The following is a 17248-nucleotide window of genomic DNA, read 5'->3' as shown; positions in this document are numbered from 1 at the left end:
TATTATATCTAAAATAGAATAATTTAGGTAATTACTGTTATAATATGACGTTTGAAGTCAAGTAAGTATAAATAAAACGAAGTGTTGTAAAATATGTTGCCAAAAGAAGATATGTAATGTACATTGTATTCACTTACGGTCTATTCCATCCATTTGGAATTCATACAATATTACATAATGATTCATAAAAATTGTATATCTGTGGAGGGTAGACTTAGATCTACATGCTGAAAGGGGAAAAGGAATTTGAGAAAATACGGAATCTTTGTCGTCGTGTTCATGTTGTCCTTTGCTTTGATCGTTGCCGGTTGCAGTGGTGGAGGCGGCAGCACATCATCTGAACCTGCAGCATCTGGAGAGGGGGGAGAGACTGCAAGCGCTGGCGGCACCCTTATTGTGGGGCGTGGCGGTGACTCGGCAGCTCTTGACCCGGCAATCGTAACCGATGGCGAATCGATTAAGATCGCACAGCAGGTATTTGATCCTTTGCTTGCTTATAAGTCCGGTACGACAGAGGTAGAACCAGCACTCGCAGAAAGCTGGCAAATCTCTGAAGATGGCTTAACGTATACATTTAAGCTGCGTCAGGGTGTGAAGTTCCATGATGGAACAGACTTTAACGCGGAAGCGGTCGTCTTCAACTTTGAACGCTGGAACGATCCGAAGAGTAAATATAAATTTGAGGGCGACTCGTTTGATTACTATGATTCGATGTTTGGCCCTGAAAATGCACGTATCATTGCAAGTGTGAAAGCGGTTGATGCTTCTACGGTAGAGTTCAAGCTTAACCATCCACAGGCACCATTTCTGCAAAATCTCGCGATGCCTCCATTCTCGATTGCAAGCCCAACCGCAATTGAAAAAGAAGGCGCTGAGTTTAAGTCCAATCCAGTAGGCACAGGACCATTCGTATTCAAGGAATGGAAACGCAGTGATTCGATTACACTGGAAAAGAACCCGAACTACTGGCAGCAGGGTCTGCCGAAAATGGATCAGGTCATTATCCGCTCTATTCCAGACAACACCGCTCGCTTCAATGCATTACAAAATGGCGAGATCGACCTGATGGAGGATCTGAGCCCGGACGATCTGGCTACACTGGAAGGCAATTCTGAGCTGCAAAAGTTCAACCGCCCTCCATTTAACGTTGCTTATATCGGCTTTAACCTGACGAAGAAGCCGTTTGATAATGCGAAGGTACGTGTAGCACTTAACCATGCGGTCGATAAGAAAAGTATCATCGATGCCTTTTATGCAGGACAGGCAGAAGCGGCCATTAACCCGATTCCGCCAACGCTATGGGGCTACAATTCCAATGTAAAAGACTACGACTATGATCTGGCAAAAGCCAAGCAATTACTCGCTGAAGCAGGCTTCCCGAACGGAATTGATCAGGAGCTGACCTTCTATGCGATGCCAGTATCTCGCCCATACATGCCAGATGGTAAAAAGGTCGCTGAGGTTATTCAAGCGAGCTTTGCTCAGATTGGTGTGAAGGTGAATATTCAATCGCCAGAGTGGGCAACCTATCTGGATGATCTGAGTAAAGGGGAGAAGGACGATCTGTACATGATCGGCTGGACAGGCGATAACGGTGATCCAGATAACTTCTTCTACCCACTGCTGGATAAAGATTCAATCGGTGGGAACAACTACAGTCAATATGCTAGCGAGCCATTCCACAAGCTGCTTGTTGAAGCACAGCGTGAAACCGATCAGGATGCACGTGCCAAGCTGTATGAGCAGGCACAGGTGATTGTCAAAGAAGATGCACCGTGGATTCCGCTTGTTCACTCCACACCGCTGCTAGCTGCAAGCGCCAAGGTGAAAGGCTATACGCCATCGCCTACCGGCTCTGAGCCTTATGCCGATGTGTACATGGAGCAATAATCACGGCTCCGTCAGCTAGACAGGGCGTATAACGAACACAAAGCGGGTGAGCATCCATATGGGTTCCTACATTGTAAAAAGACTACTGGTGCTGATTCCGGTACTATTTGGAATGACGCTGATCGTTTTCTCGATCATCCATGCGATTCCGGGTGATCCGGCAGATACCATTTTAGGTGAAAAGGCAACGGAACAGTCCAAGCAAGCGCTTCGTGAGCAGCTTGGACTGGATCGTCCATGGTTAGAGCAATACACAGCGTATCTGGGTGATCTGATCACAGGTGATCTGGGACGCTCGATTCGGACAAGAGCGCCGATTACAGAAGAGATCGGGCCCTATCTAGCAGCGACGATTGAATTAACATTTGCGAGTATGCTGTTTGCGATCATTATCGGTGTCAATGCCGGTATTGTTAGCGCATGGAAGCATCGCTCGTGGTTCGATTATGTCTGTATGCTGATTGCGCTCGTAGGTGTATCCATGCCAATCTTCTGGCTTGGTCTGATGGAGCAGTGGATTTTTGCGAATAAGCTGCACTGGCTACCGTCCATCGGTCGGATGAACCAGCGTGATCCGCTGGAGAGCATTACTGGCTTTTATGTCATTGATGCGATGCTGTCCGGTCAATGGTCGCAGCTATGGACAGTGCTCAAGCATCTGATTTTACCTTCTATCGCACTGGGAACTATTCCGATGGCAGTCATTGCACGAATGACACGCTCCAGTATGCTAGAGGTCATGCAATCGGACTATATCCGTACCGCCAAAGCGAAGGGCATCTCACAATTTCTGGTCATTTATCGACACGGTCTGAAAAATGCTTTTATTCCGGTGCTAACAGTTATCGGTATTCAGACAGGCTCGCTGCTAGGCGGTGCGGTATTGACCGAGACGATTTTCGCCTGGCCTGGGGTCGGACGCTATATTTATGAAGCGATCAGTAATCGGGACTATCCGGTCATTCAATCGGGTATTTTGATTATCGCGCTTATCTTCGTTCTTATTAATCTGCTGGTGGATCTTCTGTACGCATGGTTTGATCCGCGTATCCAGTACAAGTAGAGGTGATTCCATGACACAGGCTTCGCTGGGTACAGGATCAGACAGACCTGCCAAAATGGTTCGCTCTGGCCCATGGCGCGACGGTATTCGCCTATTTATGCGCAACCGTACCGCTGTAGTTGGGCTGATCATCGTACTATTGTTTATTGTCCTTGCATTGATCGCGCCGTGGATTACCGGATACGAGTATACCGCACAGGTGCTAGCAGATCGGCTTCAGCCTCCATCCGCTAAGCACTGGTTCGGTACAGACGATCTGGGACGGGATATTTTCACCCGTACGATCTATGGCGCACGTATCTCCTTATGGGTCGGCTTTTTATCGGTGATCGGCTCGATTGTGATCGGTACGCTGCTTGGAATCGTAGCTGGTTTTTATGGTAAATGGGTCGATATGATTATCTCGCGCGTATTTGATATTTTGCTCGCTTTTCCGGGTATTCTACTGGCGATTGCGATTGTTGCCATTCTCGGACCATCGCTGCAAAATGCACTGTATGCGATTGCGATCGTTAATATACCGACTTACGGTAGACTTGTACGGGCACGTGTATTGTCATTACGGCAGGAGGAGTTTATTACTGCAGCACGGGCAATCGGTGTGCGAGATGCGCGTTTGCTGTTCCGGCATATTTTACCGAACAGTCTGACGCCGCTTATTGTACAGGGTACACTGGGCGTAGCGACAGCTATTATCGAAGCGGCAGGTCTGGGCTTCCTTGGTCTGGGTGCACAACCGCCAGAGCCAGAATGGGGTAAAATGCTGTCCGATTCACGTCAATTTATCCAGACGGCACCATGGACAGTTATTTTCCCGGGTGTATGTATTCTACTCACCTCGCTGGGCTTCAATCTGATGGGTGACGGACTTCGCGATACCTTCGATCCGAAGCTGAAAAATCGCTGATCTTCGCTATCATGGGCGGATGGCGCAATGGCTGGCTAGCAGGATATTGTAACGTTACAATCATGACGAAGCAAGCACATACAGTCTGATGTTCTGCTATTATAGTACCCGGCTAGACGGCTCCAAGAGCATTTCGATGCCGAGTCAATTTGCTCCTATACGATCATTTTCTAGCATCCGGGCCTATGGGTCCGGATTTTTTTCTTCTATAATATAGGCTCAAATATAGACGCAAAAATAGAACGCACTTCATGCACGAAAAGGGCTTTTATTTTCAATACAATATGAGCCTGCATGTTCGACCAGCTTCAGCTCGCCCATGATACATTTTAAGCATCATCCATCTCTTGAAGACAGGTGCGCCAAAGATATGGATTACAAGTAAGCTACGGAATGATGCCTTTATCTACCATACTGATCCTTCGCGCTCCATTCCATCGCTTTCATTACTAAAAAGAGAAGGCTTACACATCTCATCCAGCGACGGATTTGCTTATTAATCTTTTCGCCAATGCAAAAAGCGTGTATAATCACTCCAACTATGAACAAATAGGATGCCGAACTGACAGGAGAACAATGCCATGGACAAATTTGCACAACTCAAGACGCTGCGAGAGCATCGTCAATATGCTGAAGATAAACATGAGGCTTCGCGTGAAGCCTATGAACGTGACTATTCACGACTCATTCATTCGCCAACCTTTCGCCGTTTGCAGGGGAAATCGCAGGTGTTCGGTGCGGGAACAGGCGATTATTATCGTACACGCCTGACACATTCTCTAGAGGTCGCTCAGATCGCTCGGCAGGCAGCGAAAAGTCTACTGACTCGCCATCCTGAGATTCGAGAGGAACAGGCGGACAATCCGGGCTTGATTATCCACCCCGAAGTGGTAGAGTGTGCCTCGATCGCGCATGATTTTGGTCATCCGCCTTTCGGTCATAAAGGAGAAGAGGTGCTGGCAAGCATTCTGGATGATTGGATCGCCAGTAAAACGACGGAGGCGCTACGCGGCAAATCGGTGACCGAACAGGAGTATGAGCGTATTCATGGAGAGATGCGCGCGAAGTACGAGCATTTTGAAGGCAATGCTCATAATTTCCGTCTGATCATGTTTTTGGAAAAACGTGAGAATCTGGATGGGTTGAATCTATGCGATGCTGTGCTACTTGGGATCAATAAGTATCCGTATTCAGGTATAGATAATAAAAAGGGACTATATGAGCGTGAGTGGGAATATATTCGCGATATCCGTCATCGCTGGGGCATTCCAGATGGCAAAACAACGCTGGAAGCACAGCTAATGGATCTGTGTGATGATATCGCTTATTCCGCACATGACCTGGAGGATGGCATCAAAGCAGGCAAGATTGAAGTGCATGAGCACTTTATGAATGATCCGCATATTCATAAGCTGATTATTGAGAAAATTATGACGCTGGAGGACTGGTTCTGGAAGGACTGGGAATATGATGGGATCGCCTTGAAAGTAGAAGAGGTGCTTACTGCCTACCTGCGTGTATGGCGCGAGAAGCTGCCGACCTGTGGGAATGATTATTCGCGTACCCGGCGTGAGGTTAAGGCATACTGGGTAAATCATTTTGTAAGCCAGCTTGGCGTAATTAATGAAGCCGATTGGAAAAAGATTACGTTCGTTAGCAATGGTCGTGAGGATGACGATATGCTACGTACGGTAAGTGTATTGAAAAGCTTCGCCTGGGTGACGATGATTCGCGATCTACGCGTACAGCGTCTGCAAAAACGCAGTGAATGGATTATTCGCCGTCTATGGAAAGCCTTTATCGATCAGGAAACGTCTATGGCGATTATGCCATCGGATTGGTTGCAACGATTCGAGCAGGATCAGGCAAGCGATCATCCGGTATGGACATGGGAACGGATGATCATTGATTATATCGCTGGTATGACGGATGCATTTGCTGAGAAAATTTATAACGAGCTGTACGGTCTGAAGGTCGGCTCGATCTATGATGTGGATTGAAGGTGGACCGGCAGCGGAAGGAGGAAGCAGCATGAATCATCATAAGCCCATTCCGCTGGGCATACTGGATATGTCGCCGCTATTAGAACAGGCTTCGGCAGAGGAAGCGCTGGAGCGTTCCGTGCAGCTGGCGATTGCAGCTGAGCAGTGGGGCTATCATCGCTTCTGGTTATCAGAGCATCATGATATGACACAGCTTGCCTGTACAGCACCGGAAGTGCTGATTGCACATATCGGTGTACGCACCTCATCGATTCGGCTTGGCTCGGGAGCAGTGCTATTGCCCCATTATAGTGCGATGAAGGTAGCTGAGACGTTTCGTATGTTGTCGGCGTTGTACCCGGATCGTATCGATCTTGGTATTGGCCGAGCGCCGGGTGGCTCAGCGCATGCCACCATTGGACTAAGCGGTAATTATCTCGCTCATGTTGCCGAGATGCCAGAGCGTGTACGTGATCTGCGCAACTTACTGGATGATCGCTATACTGTAGAAGGAGCGCCTGTAATCGCACGTCCTGTCGCCAAGTATTCACCGCAGCTATGGCTGCTGGGTACAAATCGGAAAAGCGCAACGCTGGCAGCCGAGCATAGTGCAGGCTATGTGTTTGGTCACTTTATGAGTGCAAGCGATGGACAAGCTTCAATTGCACAGTATCGTGAACAGTTCCAGTCCACTCCATCTCAAACCGAAGCAAGGGTGATACTGGCGACGAAGGTGATCGCCGCTGCAACGGAACAGCAAGCACAGGAGCTGTATCTAAAATGGAAGCAATCGCCGGCTGGACTCGCCGCCATCGGTGAAGAGATGCCTGAGCCGATTGTAGGTGGACCGGATACATTGCCAGAGCGGATGCAACAATTATTGAAGGAATATGATGCAGATGAGCTACTTTTGATCTGTCCATTGGATCGCTACGATGAGCGCATGTATGTATACGAGCATGCTGCCAGATGGTTATCGGCGATGCCGTCGCTTCATGAATAGAGCAGATATCGCATCATGCTTCATTCGTAATAGTGGAGTAGAAAAAGTAATAATGGAACAGAAAAGATTTGCGAATATATGCAAGCTTGGACAGTTAGAATGAACTGTTTTTATATGGCTACGGTAGCAAATTTGTGATGTCCAGCTATCGAATTTTTACGAGAAGCTATGGCGAATACAGTGCTTTTTGACCTGGTATCTACTATTAGAAATGAATCGTACTGGCAAGTCATATTTATGCAGCAGAATGAATGGCGATCCAGCTGCTTTAATTTCTGTGAATGGAATGACAAAGCGCTAGTCTACCTTTTCCCGAGGTCGGATGGTGAGAGCAAGCGGAAGCTTATCCTAGCTGTCATAGCGAGCAATCTAACAAAAGAGATTTACTTTTGTGTTAGACGATCTATTTCAGTGGAAGGGAATACAATATCCTGGAATTAGTTCGATCGCTTAGCTATTCCTTCGCTTCATTTAAACAAAAAAGTGAATAAAAAAAGGCTCTCTTCCATATAAAGGAATTGAGCCTTTTTTATATTCGTATTGTATCCTGCCATCGCTATCCACTCTGGATGCAGCTATGCAGCAGAGGATAAAAGTTCATCTATCGCTTAATACCCACTGGAATAATCCACCAGATTAACAGGCAGCTTCTCACCCTGCTGATAAGCCTTCAGGTTGGTCAGGAAAATATCCAGCACACGGTCGGTATAATGCTCATTACTACCGGCAATATGCGGGGTAATAATAACCTGCTCCATCGACCATAGTGGATGATCCTCTGGCAATGGTTCAGGATCGAACACGTCCAAACCTGCACCAGCAATCGTACCGTTCTGCAAGGCAGCTACTAGATCGTCTGTGCGCACTGTCGTACCACGTCCAACGTTGATAAATAGAGCTTCCGGCTTCATCGCAGCAAATCGTCCTTGATCAAATAAACCCCGTGTCTGCTCTGTCAGTGGCAAAATATTCACCACTACATCGGCAACCCCAAGTGCTTCGTCCAGCTGCTCCATGCTATACATCGTATCAAATTCATCGAGCGGCTGACCGGAACGGCGTACACCAACCGTCTTCATGCCAAATGCCCGAGCCAGACGAGCCGTACCGATACCGATATTACCTGCACCGACAATCGCGATCGTTTTGCCGTGAAGCTCGCCAAAGCGCCCGCTCTCATCCCAGCGCGCCCGACTCTGATTGCGAATCGCTTGATGCAGATTGCGGCTGAATGCTAGCATATAGGCAAAGATTTGCTCGGAAATCGGAATTGTATGCACCCCGTTCGCGCTGGTGAGCAGCACTTGCTTTTGCTCCAGCTCTGTCAGCGGCATTTTGTCGACTCCAGCAGACCATGCCTGCACCCATTTTACCGCACAATCCGGTGATAAAATAAAATCTTGGAATTTTCGTGACCAGCCGACAATGATCTCAGCATCTGCCAGATCCTGCTCGGTTGCTTCCTTAACAGGGATAGCGACAATCTCATCATGGGGAGCGGCTGCCTCAATTTGCTGCTTTTGTTTTTCGCTCAAATGTTGCAGGAAAACGATCTTGGACATCGGACAATCTCCTCCTCGTATTAGGAACGTTATCGATTCATGCGTCTAACCGTACGTACAATCGGCTACCCTTTAAATGATATCAAATTTGGCTAACCGAACCAAACAGAATGGATTACACCAATTTGGGCTTGTATTAAACCATTTTAGGCTCTGGTTAAACTTTGCACTTCGCGTCAGATTGGTGTATACTATTTGCATTCGTCAAGAACGTGTGTTCGGATAATATAGAATTACACCAATCAAGCCAGTGATAGCGTAGCTTCATGTGCTTGCTAATTAGCAGCAGGGCTGACGAATAACAATGATGAGTTGTGTTGAAAGGAGTGTCGAAGGTGGCAACCGGTATCGATCAAGAGCGAGTATTTGCTGCGATTGCTGTAAAAGGGGAGGCGCAGGAGCGCCTGACAGCATGGAGTCTTTGGATGCAGCAGCATTATACATTTCGCAAATGGACAGCCGCAGCTGACTTTCATATTACACTCCAATTTTATGGGGATGTGGATCGTGCTCGATTGCCTGAGCTGTCACAGACGCTTGCAGCCGCAGTAGCAGCACATTCACCATTTCAGCTACAGTTAGGTGACGCAGGATACTTTGGTCTGCCAGAGCGTCCGCGTGTATGGTGGATTGACCCGGAGGGTGATCGTTCAGCACTCAGCGCCTTACAGCAGAATATCGTACATGCCTGTGAAGTCATCGGCTATAAGGCGGAGAATCGACCGTATCATCCACATATTACAGTCGCTCGAAAATATGCCGGAACAGAACCATTTCAAGCCCCTGCAATGGAGGATCTACAGCGACAGACAGCTGCCTGGGAGGTAGATCAGGTCGCTTTATATTGCACCCGAATGGGGCAGATTCCCATGTATGAGTTAGCAGGTTGTTTTCCGCTTACAGGAGACGAGCTACTCTAAAAACTTGTTTTTGTCAATTTGACAAAAGCAATGGAACTATAATAATATACTTCGTGCTGCAAAAGGCAGTGTTCTTTTAGGGGAAACGATACGAATTTTACATCACGGACAGTCATGCTTGTCCGGGTATCCGTTGATCGGATATCGATTATCAAGTTGGCTCTTTTTTTCGGATACGGGGTGTGTCCGAGAATTCATGTAATTTGCTTATGATTCAAAATTTGGATGTTGGTGTATTCAAATGGAAGGTCTAACGATTACATAGGAACTGGAGTATGCCAACGTTATTGGAGGAAAAACATGGAGTTTATTAGACGCAATCAGTGGATTACGCCTCTGCTCGGCGTGCTTTTTATATTTGTTATGTGCCTTCCGTTTTGGATGGCTAATCAACATACGACACACAGTCAATCCTTTACTAAGCTGCCCGCGTGGGGTGCGCAGCCGGCAGGTGTTGTTTCGTATGCACAAAAAGACAGGAGCAGTACGGAAGGTACGTTTATGGATTGGAATGAGAAGCATACACGTAACCTGATTCAACAGGCAAAAGCGAACAAAGCTACACTGGCTAAGCAGCAACAGGCTGCAACAGCCAAACAACAGCGCACACAAGCCGCACAAGCGAAGGCTAATAAAGCCGCAGCGGTCACGGCAGATGCAGCGATCGGCAATACCACCCCCACCAAACTATACTTTACTCGGACAAAGCTGCTTTCTCAGGATAGCCATGCTCAGGCAACCTGGACCTACGCATTGTCAGATAAAGAACGGCTAATGCTGGAACGAATTGTTATGGCAGAAGCTGAAGGTGAACCGTACGAAGGCAAAGTGGCAGTTGCCAATGTTGTCTTGAACCGGCTACGGTCCGCTAATTTCCCCGACACGATTAAAGGTGTACTGTATCAAAAATATCAATTTTCACCTGTATCCAATGGTCGCTTTGAGCGCGTGACGCCTAATGCCGACTCGGTTAAAGCTGTCCGTGAAGCACTACAGGGACACAAGGAAGTACCTGATAATACGTATTATTTTGTGTCGCTATCACTGGCGACTGATTTTGCGATTCCAAATTCACAGACGGTCGTGAAGAAAATTGGACATCATACGTTTTACAAATAATATCATTATTTAACAAGTGTAGGAGCTAGTCGAATGTTCTTACAGATCGCTATGCTAGTCGCACATGTATACGGATAGCGCTAGGATTCGAAACTTCGCGTATGCAGGCTCTCTGAGATAGCTATGCTAGGCGCATATACAGATAGCGCTAGTGCAAGTATAGGCTACGCAGCATGAAGCTAATAGCGTTGAAGGCGATCTTTGATAGTCACCCGTTCAGCCTCGATCCTGTTATAGCTAGTCATTTCAGCTATGTTCGAATTTGCGCAATTGGTATAGCGATAAGCAACCTGGCACCTGCAAAGTTACAAATCTATCGATTTTGGTGATAAAATAAACGGTGGCTACACTATTCATTTTATTGCGGAGGTGCTTTAACGATGAAGATTACGTACTATGGACAATCCTGTCTGCTTGTGGAAGAAGGCGGTAAAAAGGTGATTATCGATCCTTTTCTGTCCGGCAATCCGCAAGTCGATGTTGATGTAAAAGATATTCAAGTGGACGCGGTCATCTTGACGCATGGACACGGTGACCATTTTGGCGATACGGTAGAGATCGCACAAAATAATAATTGCCCGGTGATCGCAGTTGTGGAGCTGGCGCAATATGCAGCAGCGAAGGGCGCGGCAGACACGGTCGGTATGAACCTGGGCGGCTCCAAGCAATTCGATGGATTCAAGGTAAAATACACGCTGGCATTCCATTCCTCATCTAATGAGCTGGATGGACAAAATGTATACCTTGGCGAGCCAGCAGGCATTTTGCTAACAATGGGCGGCAAAACGCTGTACCATGCAGGCGATACTGCATTATTCGGGGATATGAAGCTGATCGGTGAAATGAATAGCATCGACGTGGCGGCATTGCCAATCGGTGACTTTTTCACAATGGGACCTGAGGATGCACTGTACGCAGCTGAATGGGTACAAGCAAAACATATCATTCCGGTACACTATAATACATTCCCGCCGATCGAGCAGGATGGCGATGCATTCGTCGCTGCACTGGAAGCGAAGGGCATCAAGGGAACCGCATTAAAAGTAGGCGAAAGCGTCGAGCTGTAAGCGAATGGGGTGAAGAGTGGTAGAAGCGAGTTGGAATGCTCTTGTAGTAACGATCATTCAACTAACGATAAGCTTTCACCATTCCATTCCAAAAGTAAGCAAAGATCGTGCTTGATCAAGTTTGATTAAGTCATCGCTAGAATAGGCATGTAATGAAAACGCATTAGGGTCTATGAATGCAGCGAGCGAATGCTATGCGTTTGTGCTTCATTTATTTTGAGCGTAGTTTATACAGCAACGGACAGTCCTTTACAGGGCTGTCCGTTTTTGTTTTGGATATAGAGACTAGTTTGATTTGCTCCATTTGGATGAATGCTGTACTTTAAGCTACATTAACCTATTGAATTATTTATTAATTTTAATGTATAATCATACACTATATGTAATGCGTTGCGTTATCACACTAATGCTTTGACGCAAAATAATAATTTATCGCATATATAAAAAGTTTGAATTGCCATCATGTAAGGTCAGTGTTAAAATGTATAAAACTAACGAAGGTTACAGCAATATCACATAGCTAAATAAGTTGCTTGAATCTCATCAAAGTGGATATTTATTCTTCGCCTGTTACTTCTAACCTATATCCAAACATAGGCTGCTTCCGTCACCGTCCTGTACAATATGTACAAATATTGTAGATGATACTGTATGGAATGAGCAGTCTGTTTTGTATACCCTACCCTTAGAAGCATGTATCTTCGTCCGGCCGTCCTCTGGCTCATCTCTTGACAGTCACTTCATAATAGAAAGGTTGCGTATTATGAACATTACAGGTTTACCTCCGAAGCAGGGTCTTTATGATCCGCAGTTTGAAAAAGATGCTTGCGGTATGGGATTTACCGCGCATATCAAAGGCATACCTAGTCACCAGATTGTCAGTCAAGCACTGACCATGCTCGAAAACATGGAGCATCGCGGCGGCCAGGGAAGCGAACCGAATTCCGGTGACGGAGCCGGCATTATGGTACAGATTCCGCATTCCTTCTTTGTAAAGGAAGCCAAGGCTAATGGATTTGAACTCCCTGAAAAAGGTCAGTATGGCGTAGCGATGGTGTTCCTGTCCCGTGATGAGGAACTGCGTGAGCGTCATGAAGCGTTGCTGAAGGACATTGTCGAGCAGGAAGGTCAAGTTTTCCTCGGTGCTCGTACCGTGCCGACAGATGATAGCACACTGGGCAAATCCGCAAAGGCGGCAAAGCCTGTCGTACGTCAATTTTTTATCGGCCGTGGGGAAGGGCTGCGTAATGCAGATGAGCTTGCTTTTGAACGCAAGCTATATGTGATTCGCAGAGTAGCAGAGCGTCAGATTCGTTATGCGGAAGCAGCGGGTGGCGAAACGTTTTATGTACCAAGTCTGTCCTGTCGTAAGGTCGTATACAAAGGCATGCTCACGACGATTCAGGTAGGCGAGTTCTATCTTGATCTGCGCGACGATGCATTTGAATCGGCAATGGCACTTGTTCACTCCCGCTTCAGTACGAACACTTTCCCAAGCTGGGATCGTGCCCACCCGTATCGCTTTATGATCCACAATGGTGAGATCAATACGATGCGCGGTAATGTGAACTGGATGCATGCACGTCAATCTCTGTTTGAGAGCGATGTATTTGGTAGTGATCTCGATAAGGTTCGTCCAGTTATTAATCCAGATGGTTCGGATACAGCGATGTTTGATAACACGCTTGAATTCCTGTACCTGAATGGACGCTCTCTGCCACATGTGGCGATGATGATGGTGCCCGAGCCGTGGAGTAACCACGATACGATGGATGAGAAGAAAAAAGCATTTTACCAATACCATAGCTGCCTGATGGAACCATGGGATGGCCCTGCCGCAATGGCGTTCACCGATGGTATCCAGATCGGCGCGATTCTGGATCGTAATGGACTGCGTCCGGCACGTTATTATGTAACGAAGGATGACCGTATTATTCTGTCCTCCGAAGTCGGCGTACTCGATATTGCACCGGAAAATGTACTATATAAGGATCGTCTGCGTCCAGGCCGTATGCTGCTGATCGATACGCAGGAAGGTCGCATTATTTCCGACGAAGAGATCAAGGAACAGATCGCTTCCGAGCATCCGTATGCAGAATGGCTGGAAGAGCATCTCGTGAATCTGGAGGATGTTCCAGAAGCGCCTGAAGCGATTCAGCCGGATCACGATAATGTGCAGCAGCTACAGCTGGCATTTGGTTATACGTTTGAGGAGCTGCGTAAGGTTATCGAGCCGATGGCATCGACAGGTGCAGAAGCACTGGCTTCTATGGGCTACGATGCACCACTGGCTGTATTGTCTGAGCAGCCGCAACGTCTGTATAACTACTTTAAACAGCTATTTGCACAGGTAACCAACCCACCAATCGATGCGATTCGTGAGGAGATTGTTACTTCGACGGCAACATCGCTCGGACCGGAGGGCAACCTGCTTGATCCGCAGCCAGAGAGCTGTCGTCAGATTATTTTGAATACACCGATTTTATCAAACGAGGAATTTGCCAAGGTTCGTCATGTACGTCGTCCGGGCTTTAAGGCCATGACGATTCCGATCTTCTTTGAAGCAGCAAAAGGTGCAGAGGGATTGCAAGCTGCACTGGTGAACCTGTGCGAAGCGGCAGACCGTGTTATCGCCAAAGGTCACAACTTCCTCATCCTGTCCGACCGTGGCATGGATAAGGAAAATGCAGCTATTCCAGCTTTGCTGGCGGTTGCCTGTCTGCATCACCACTTGATCCGTCAGGGTACACGTACCCGTGTCAGTCTGCTGCTGGAATCTGGTGAGCCACGCGATATTCACCATTTCGCATTGCTGCTCGGTTACGGTATCAGTGCAGTGAACCCGTATCTCGTATTCGAAACGATGCAGGATATGATCAAGCAAGGTATGCTGCGCGGCATTTCGCATGACAAAGCCGTGAAGAATTACATCAAGGCTGTGACCAAGGGCGTTGTGAAAATCCTGTCCAAAATGGGTATTTCCACGATCCAATCGTACCGTGGTGCACAGATTTTCGAAGCGGTAGGTCTGAAACAGGAATTCATCGATCAATACTTCACCTGGACACCATCTCGTATTGGCGGGATTGGTCTGGAGGAAGTAGCGGTAGAAGCACTGACTCAGCATAATCGTGCATTTACAGACAAGGACGGTAATGACCGTGTGCTGGATTCCGGCGGTGACTACCAGTGGCGTAATGATGGAGAAGAGCATATGTTCAATCCGCAAACGATCCACCTGCTCCAGCATTCGGTACGCACAGGCGACTACAAGCTGTACAAAAAGTACGCTGCGCTGGTCGATGGCGAGAACGAGAAGCATCTGACACTGCGTTCCCTGCTCAAGCTGAAGCCTAATGGTGCTCCGGTGCCACTGGAAGAAGTAGAGCCCATTGAATCGATCATGAAACGCTTCAAAACAGGCGCTATGTCATTCGGCTCGATTAGTAAGGAAGCGCATGAGAGCCTGGCGATTGCGATGAACCGTATTGGCGGTAAGAGTAACAGCGGTGAGGGTGGCGAAGACCCTGCACGCTTTATTCCAGATGCGAATGGTGATTCTCGTCGTAGTGCGATCAAGCAGGTCGCTTCCGGTCGTTTCGGCGTTACGTCGAACTATCTGGTCAATGCAGACGAAATTCAAATTAAAATGGCACAGGGCGCGAAGCCTGGTGAAGGTGGACAGCTGCCTGGCCGTAAAGTATATCCATGGGTAGCAGAGGTTCGTCACTCTACACCAGGTGTAGGTCTGATCTCGCCGCCTCCGCATCACGATATCTATTCGATCGAGGATCTGGCAGAACTGATCTATGACCTGAAAAATGCGAATCGTCGTGCGCGTATCAACGTGAAGCTCGTGTCCGAGGTAGGCGTAGGTACAATCGCTGCTGGTGTGGCTAAAGGCCGTGCCGATGTTATTCTGGTGAGTGGTTATGATGGCGGTACAGGTGCATCTCCACAGGGCTCGATCCGTCATGCGGGTCTGCCATGGGAGCTTGGACTGGCGGAAACGCAGCAAACGCTCATTATGAACAATCTGCGTGACCGTGTCGTACTGGAAACAGACGGCAAAATGTTGAGCGGTCGTGACCTTGCGGTTGCTGCATTGCTTGGCGCTGAGGAGTATGGCTTCTCAACCGCACCACTCGTTTCGATCGGCTGTATTATGATGCGTGTTTGCCAGATGGACACCTGTCCAGTCGGCGTAGCTACACAGAACCCGGAGCTGCGTAAAAACTTCACCGGTGATCCTCAGCATGTCGTGAACTTTATGAAGTTCGTAGCACAGGATCTGCGTGAGATTATGGCAGAGCTTGGTTTCCGTACCGTGAAGGAAATGGTTGGTCGTCTGGATTGTCTGGATGCTACCGCAGCCGATGTGCACTGGAAGAAGAAAGGTCTGGATCTGTCCGTATTGCTGCACCAGCCACAACTTCCAGAAGGCAGCGAGCGCTTCAACGTACAGCAGCAGAACCATCTGCTGGAGGAAACGCTGGATCTGCGTCAATTGCTACCACTCGCAGCCCCTGCACTCGAAAATGGTACAGCAGTTCAGGCTGAACTGGATATCTGTAACGTCGACCGTGCGGTAGGTACGATTCTAGGTAGTGAAGTCACACTCAAATATGGTGCGGCGGGTCTACCGGATGATACGATCTCGTTTACATTCAAGGGCTCGGCTGGACAAAGTCTGGGTGCGTTCGTACCGAAGGGGATTACACTTCGTGTCGAAGGCGACTGTAATGACTATGTTGGTAAAGGTCTGTCCGGTGGTAAAATTATCGTGAAGCCTGACGCGGCGGCTACATTCGCTGCGGAGGACAATATCATTATCGGTAACACAGCGCTGTATGGAGCAACAAGTGGTGAAGCCTATATTAGCGGTATCGCTGGTGAGCGCTTTGCCGTACGTAACTCCGGTGCGAAGGTCGTTGTTGAAGGCGTGGGTGACCACGGCTGTGAATATATGACCGGTGGGCGTGTCGTTGTACTTGGCTCGACTGGACGTAACTTTGCCGCAGGGATGTCGGGCGGTATCGCGTATGTGCTTGATCCAAGTCACGATTTCGTCGGTCGTTGCAATCTGGAAATGGTGCTGCTGGAAGATATCGAGGACGCAGACGAGCTCGCTGAGCTGCGGGCTTTGATCGAACAGCATGTAGCCTATACAGGTAGTGAAGCAGGTAAGCGTGTGTTGGAAGATTGGGAACACCAATCGAAGGATTTCGTTCGCGTCATTCCGAAAGACTACAAACGGATGCTCGAGCAAATCCGCAAAGTTCACGAAAAAGGTCTGACTGGCGAGGCAGCACTGCTCGCAGCTTTCGAGGCCAATATGCGTGAACTGGCACGCTCCGGTGCGTAATCTACTGCAAGCCCTGGGGATGTTACTAGCACTGTTTGAAGTATTTGAATAGTGTTGATGACGCCATTGCTAATGATTTAATCATGAATGCTGATTTAATTTAGAACCCGCTCTATGCGGTGGCTATCATCGGGATAGCTGCTGCGTAGGGACGGGTTCTTTTTTGTATCAAGGGGAGGGTGTGTTACAATGAAGGCGCTACAGTGTAGTAGAGCAATAGGAGAGAGGTCGAATGAAGCCTACAGCAGGGGAGAGTAGAGTAGTCGGCGTGCATTAGGGCTTGCTGTGCGTGATGCACCATTAGATCGTGTGGCGTTTTAGCTAAAGGGTGAATAGAAAGGCAGTCGATGTAGCAAGAGAATTAGGAGTT

General features: G+C 48.0%; 10 protein-coding genes. 9 read left to right on the top strand and 1 reads right to left on the bottom strand.

The genetic code is table 11. From position 1 onward, the window contains the following. Positions 1–279 precede the first annotated feature (279 nt). The 5 genes from SK066_RS17735 (at position 280) to SK066_RS17715 (ending at position 6845) form a co-directional block, all read left to right on the top strand. Positions 280–1890: an ABC transporter substrate-binding protein gene (locus SK066_RS17735; protein ID WP_320544915.1), complete on the top strand. Its 1611-nt coding sequence runs from the start codon at positions 280–282 to the stop codon at positions 1888–1890. A 58-nt stretch (positions 1891–1948) separates the two neighbouring features. Further along, positions 1949–2953, top strand: a complete 1005-nt coding sequence (locus SK066_RS17730; protein ID WP_188773566.1) for an ABC transporter permease — start codon at positions 1949–1951, stop codon at positions 2951–2953. Between the two features lie 10 nt (positions 2954–2963). Further along, entirely contained in the window at positions 2964–3860 is an 897-nt protein-coding gene (locus SK066_RS17725; protein ID WP_320542448.1) for an ABC transporter permease, read from the top strand. A gap of 581 nt (positions 3861–4441) precedes the next feature. Continuing rightward, positions 4442–5860: a deoxyguanosinetriphosphate triphosphohydrolase family protein gene (locus SK066_RS17720; protein WP_320542447.1), complete on the top strand. Its 1419-nt coding sequence runs from the start codon at positions 4442–4444 to the stop codon at positions 5858–5860. Between the two features lie 31 nt (positions 5861–5891). Next, complete coding sequence (locus SK066_RS17715) at positions 5892–6845, top strand: MsnO8 family LLM class oxidoreductase (RefSeq protein ID WP_320542446.1); 954 nt, start codon at positions 5892–5894, stop codon at positions 6843–6845. Between the two features lie 608 nt (positions 6846–7453). Here the strand turns inward: SK066_RS17715 and SK066_RS17710 are convergent. Then, a complete protein-coding gene (locus SK066_RS17710) occupies positions 7454–8407 on the bottom strand; it encodes a D-2-hydroxyacid dehydrogenase (protein ID WP_320542445.1) in 954 nt (317 codons plus the stop codon). Between the two features lie 335 nt (positions 8408–8742). Here SK066_RS17710 and thpR point away from each other — a divergent pair, with 335 nt between their 5' ends. The 4 genes from thpR to gltB all read left to right on the top strand — a co-directional run bounded on the left by thpR (position 8743) and on the right by gltB (position 16878). Continuing rightward, positions 8743–9327, top strand: a complete 585-nt coding sequence (gene thpR / locus SK066_RS17705) for an RNA 2',3'-cyclic phosphodiesterase (RefSeq protein WP_320542444.1) — start codon at positions 8743–8745, stop codon at positions 9325–9327. 300 nt (positions 9328–9627) lie between these two features. After that, entirely contained in the window at positions 9628–10446 is an 819-nt protein-coding gene (locus tag SK066_RS17700; protein ID WP_320542443.1) for a cell wall hydrolase, read from the top strand. Positions 10447–10826: 380 nt separating this feature from the next. After that, positions 10827–11513, top strand: coding sequence for a metal-dependent hydrolase (locus SK066_RS17695; protein WP_188773573.1), 687 nt, complete (start codon positions 10827–10829; stop codon positions 11511–11513). Between the two features lie 763 nt (positions 11514–12276). Further along, positions 12277–16878, top strand: coding sequence for a glutamate synthase large subunit (gene gltB, locus SK066_RS17690; RefSeq protein ID WP_188773574.1), 4602 nt, complete (start codon positions 12277–12279; stop codon positions 16876–16878). Positions 16879–17248 lie beyond the last annotated feature (370 nt).

The sequence above is a fragment of the Paenibacillus hunanensis genome (assembly GCF_034055775.1).
In the GTDB taxonomy this organism is placed as follows: domain Bacteria; phylum Bacillota; class Bacilli; order Paenibacillales; family Paenibacillaceae; genus Saccharibacillus; species Saccharibacillus hunanensis.
This window is presented reverse-complemented; position numbering and strand designations above follow the sequence as displayed.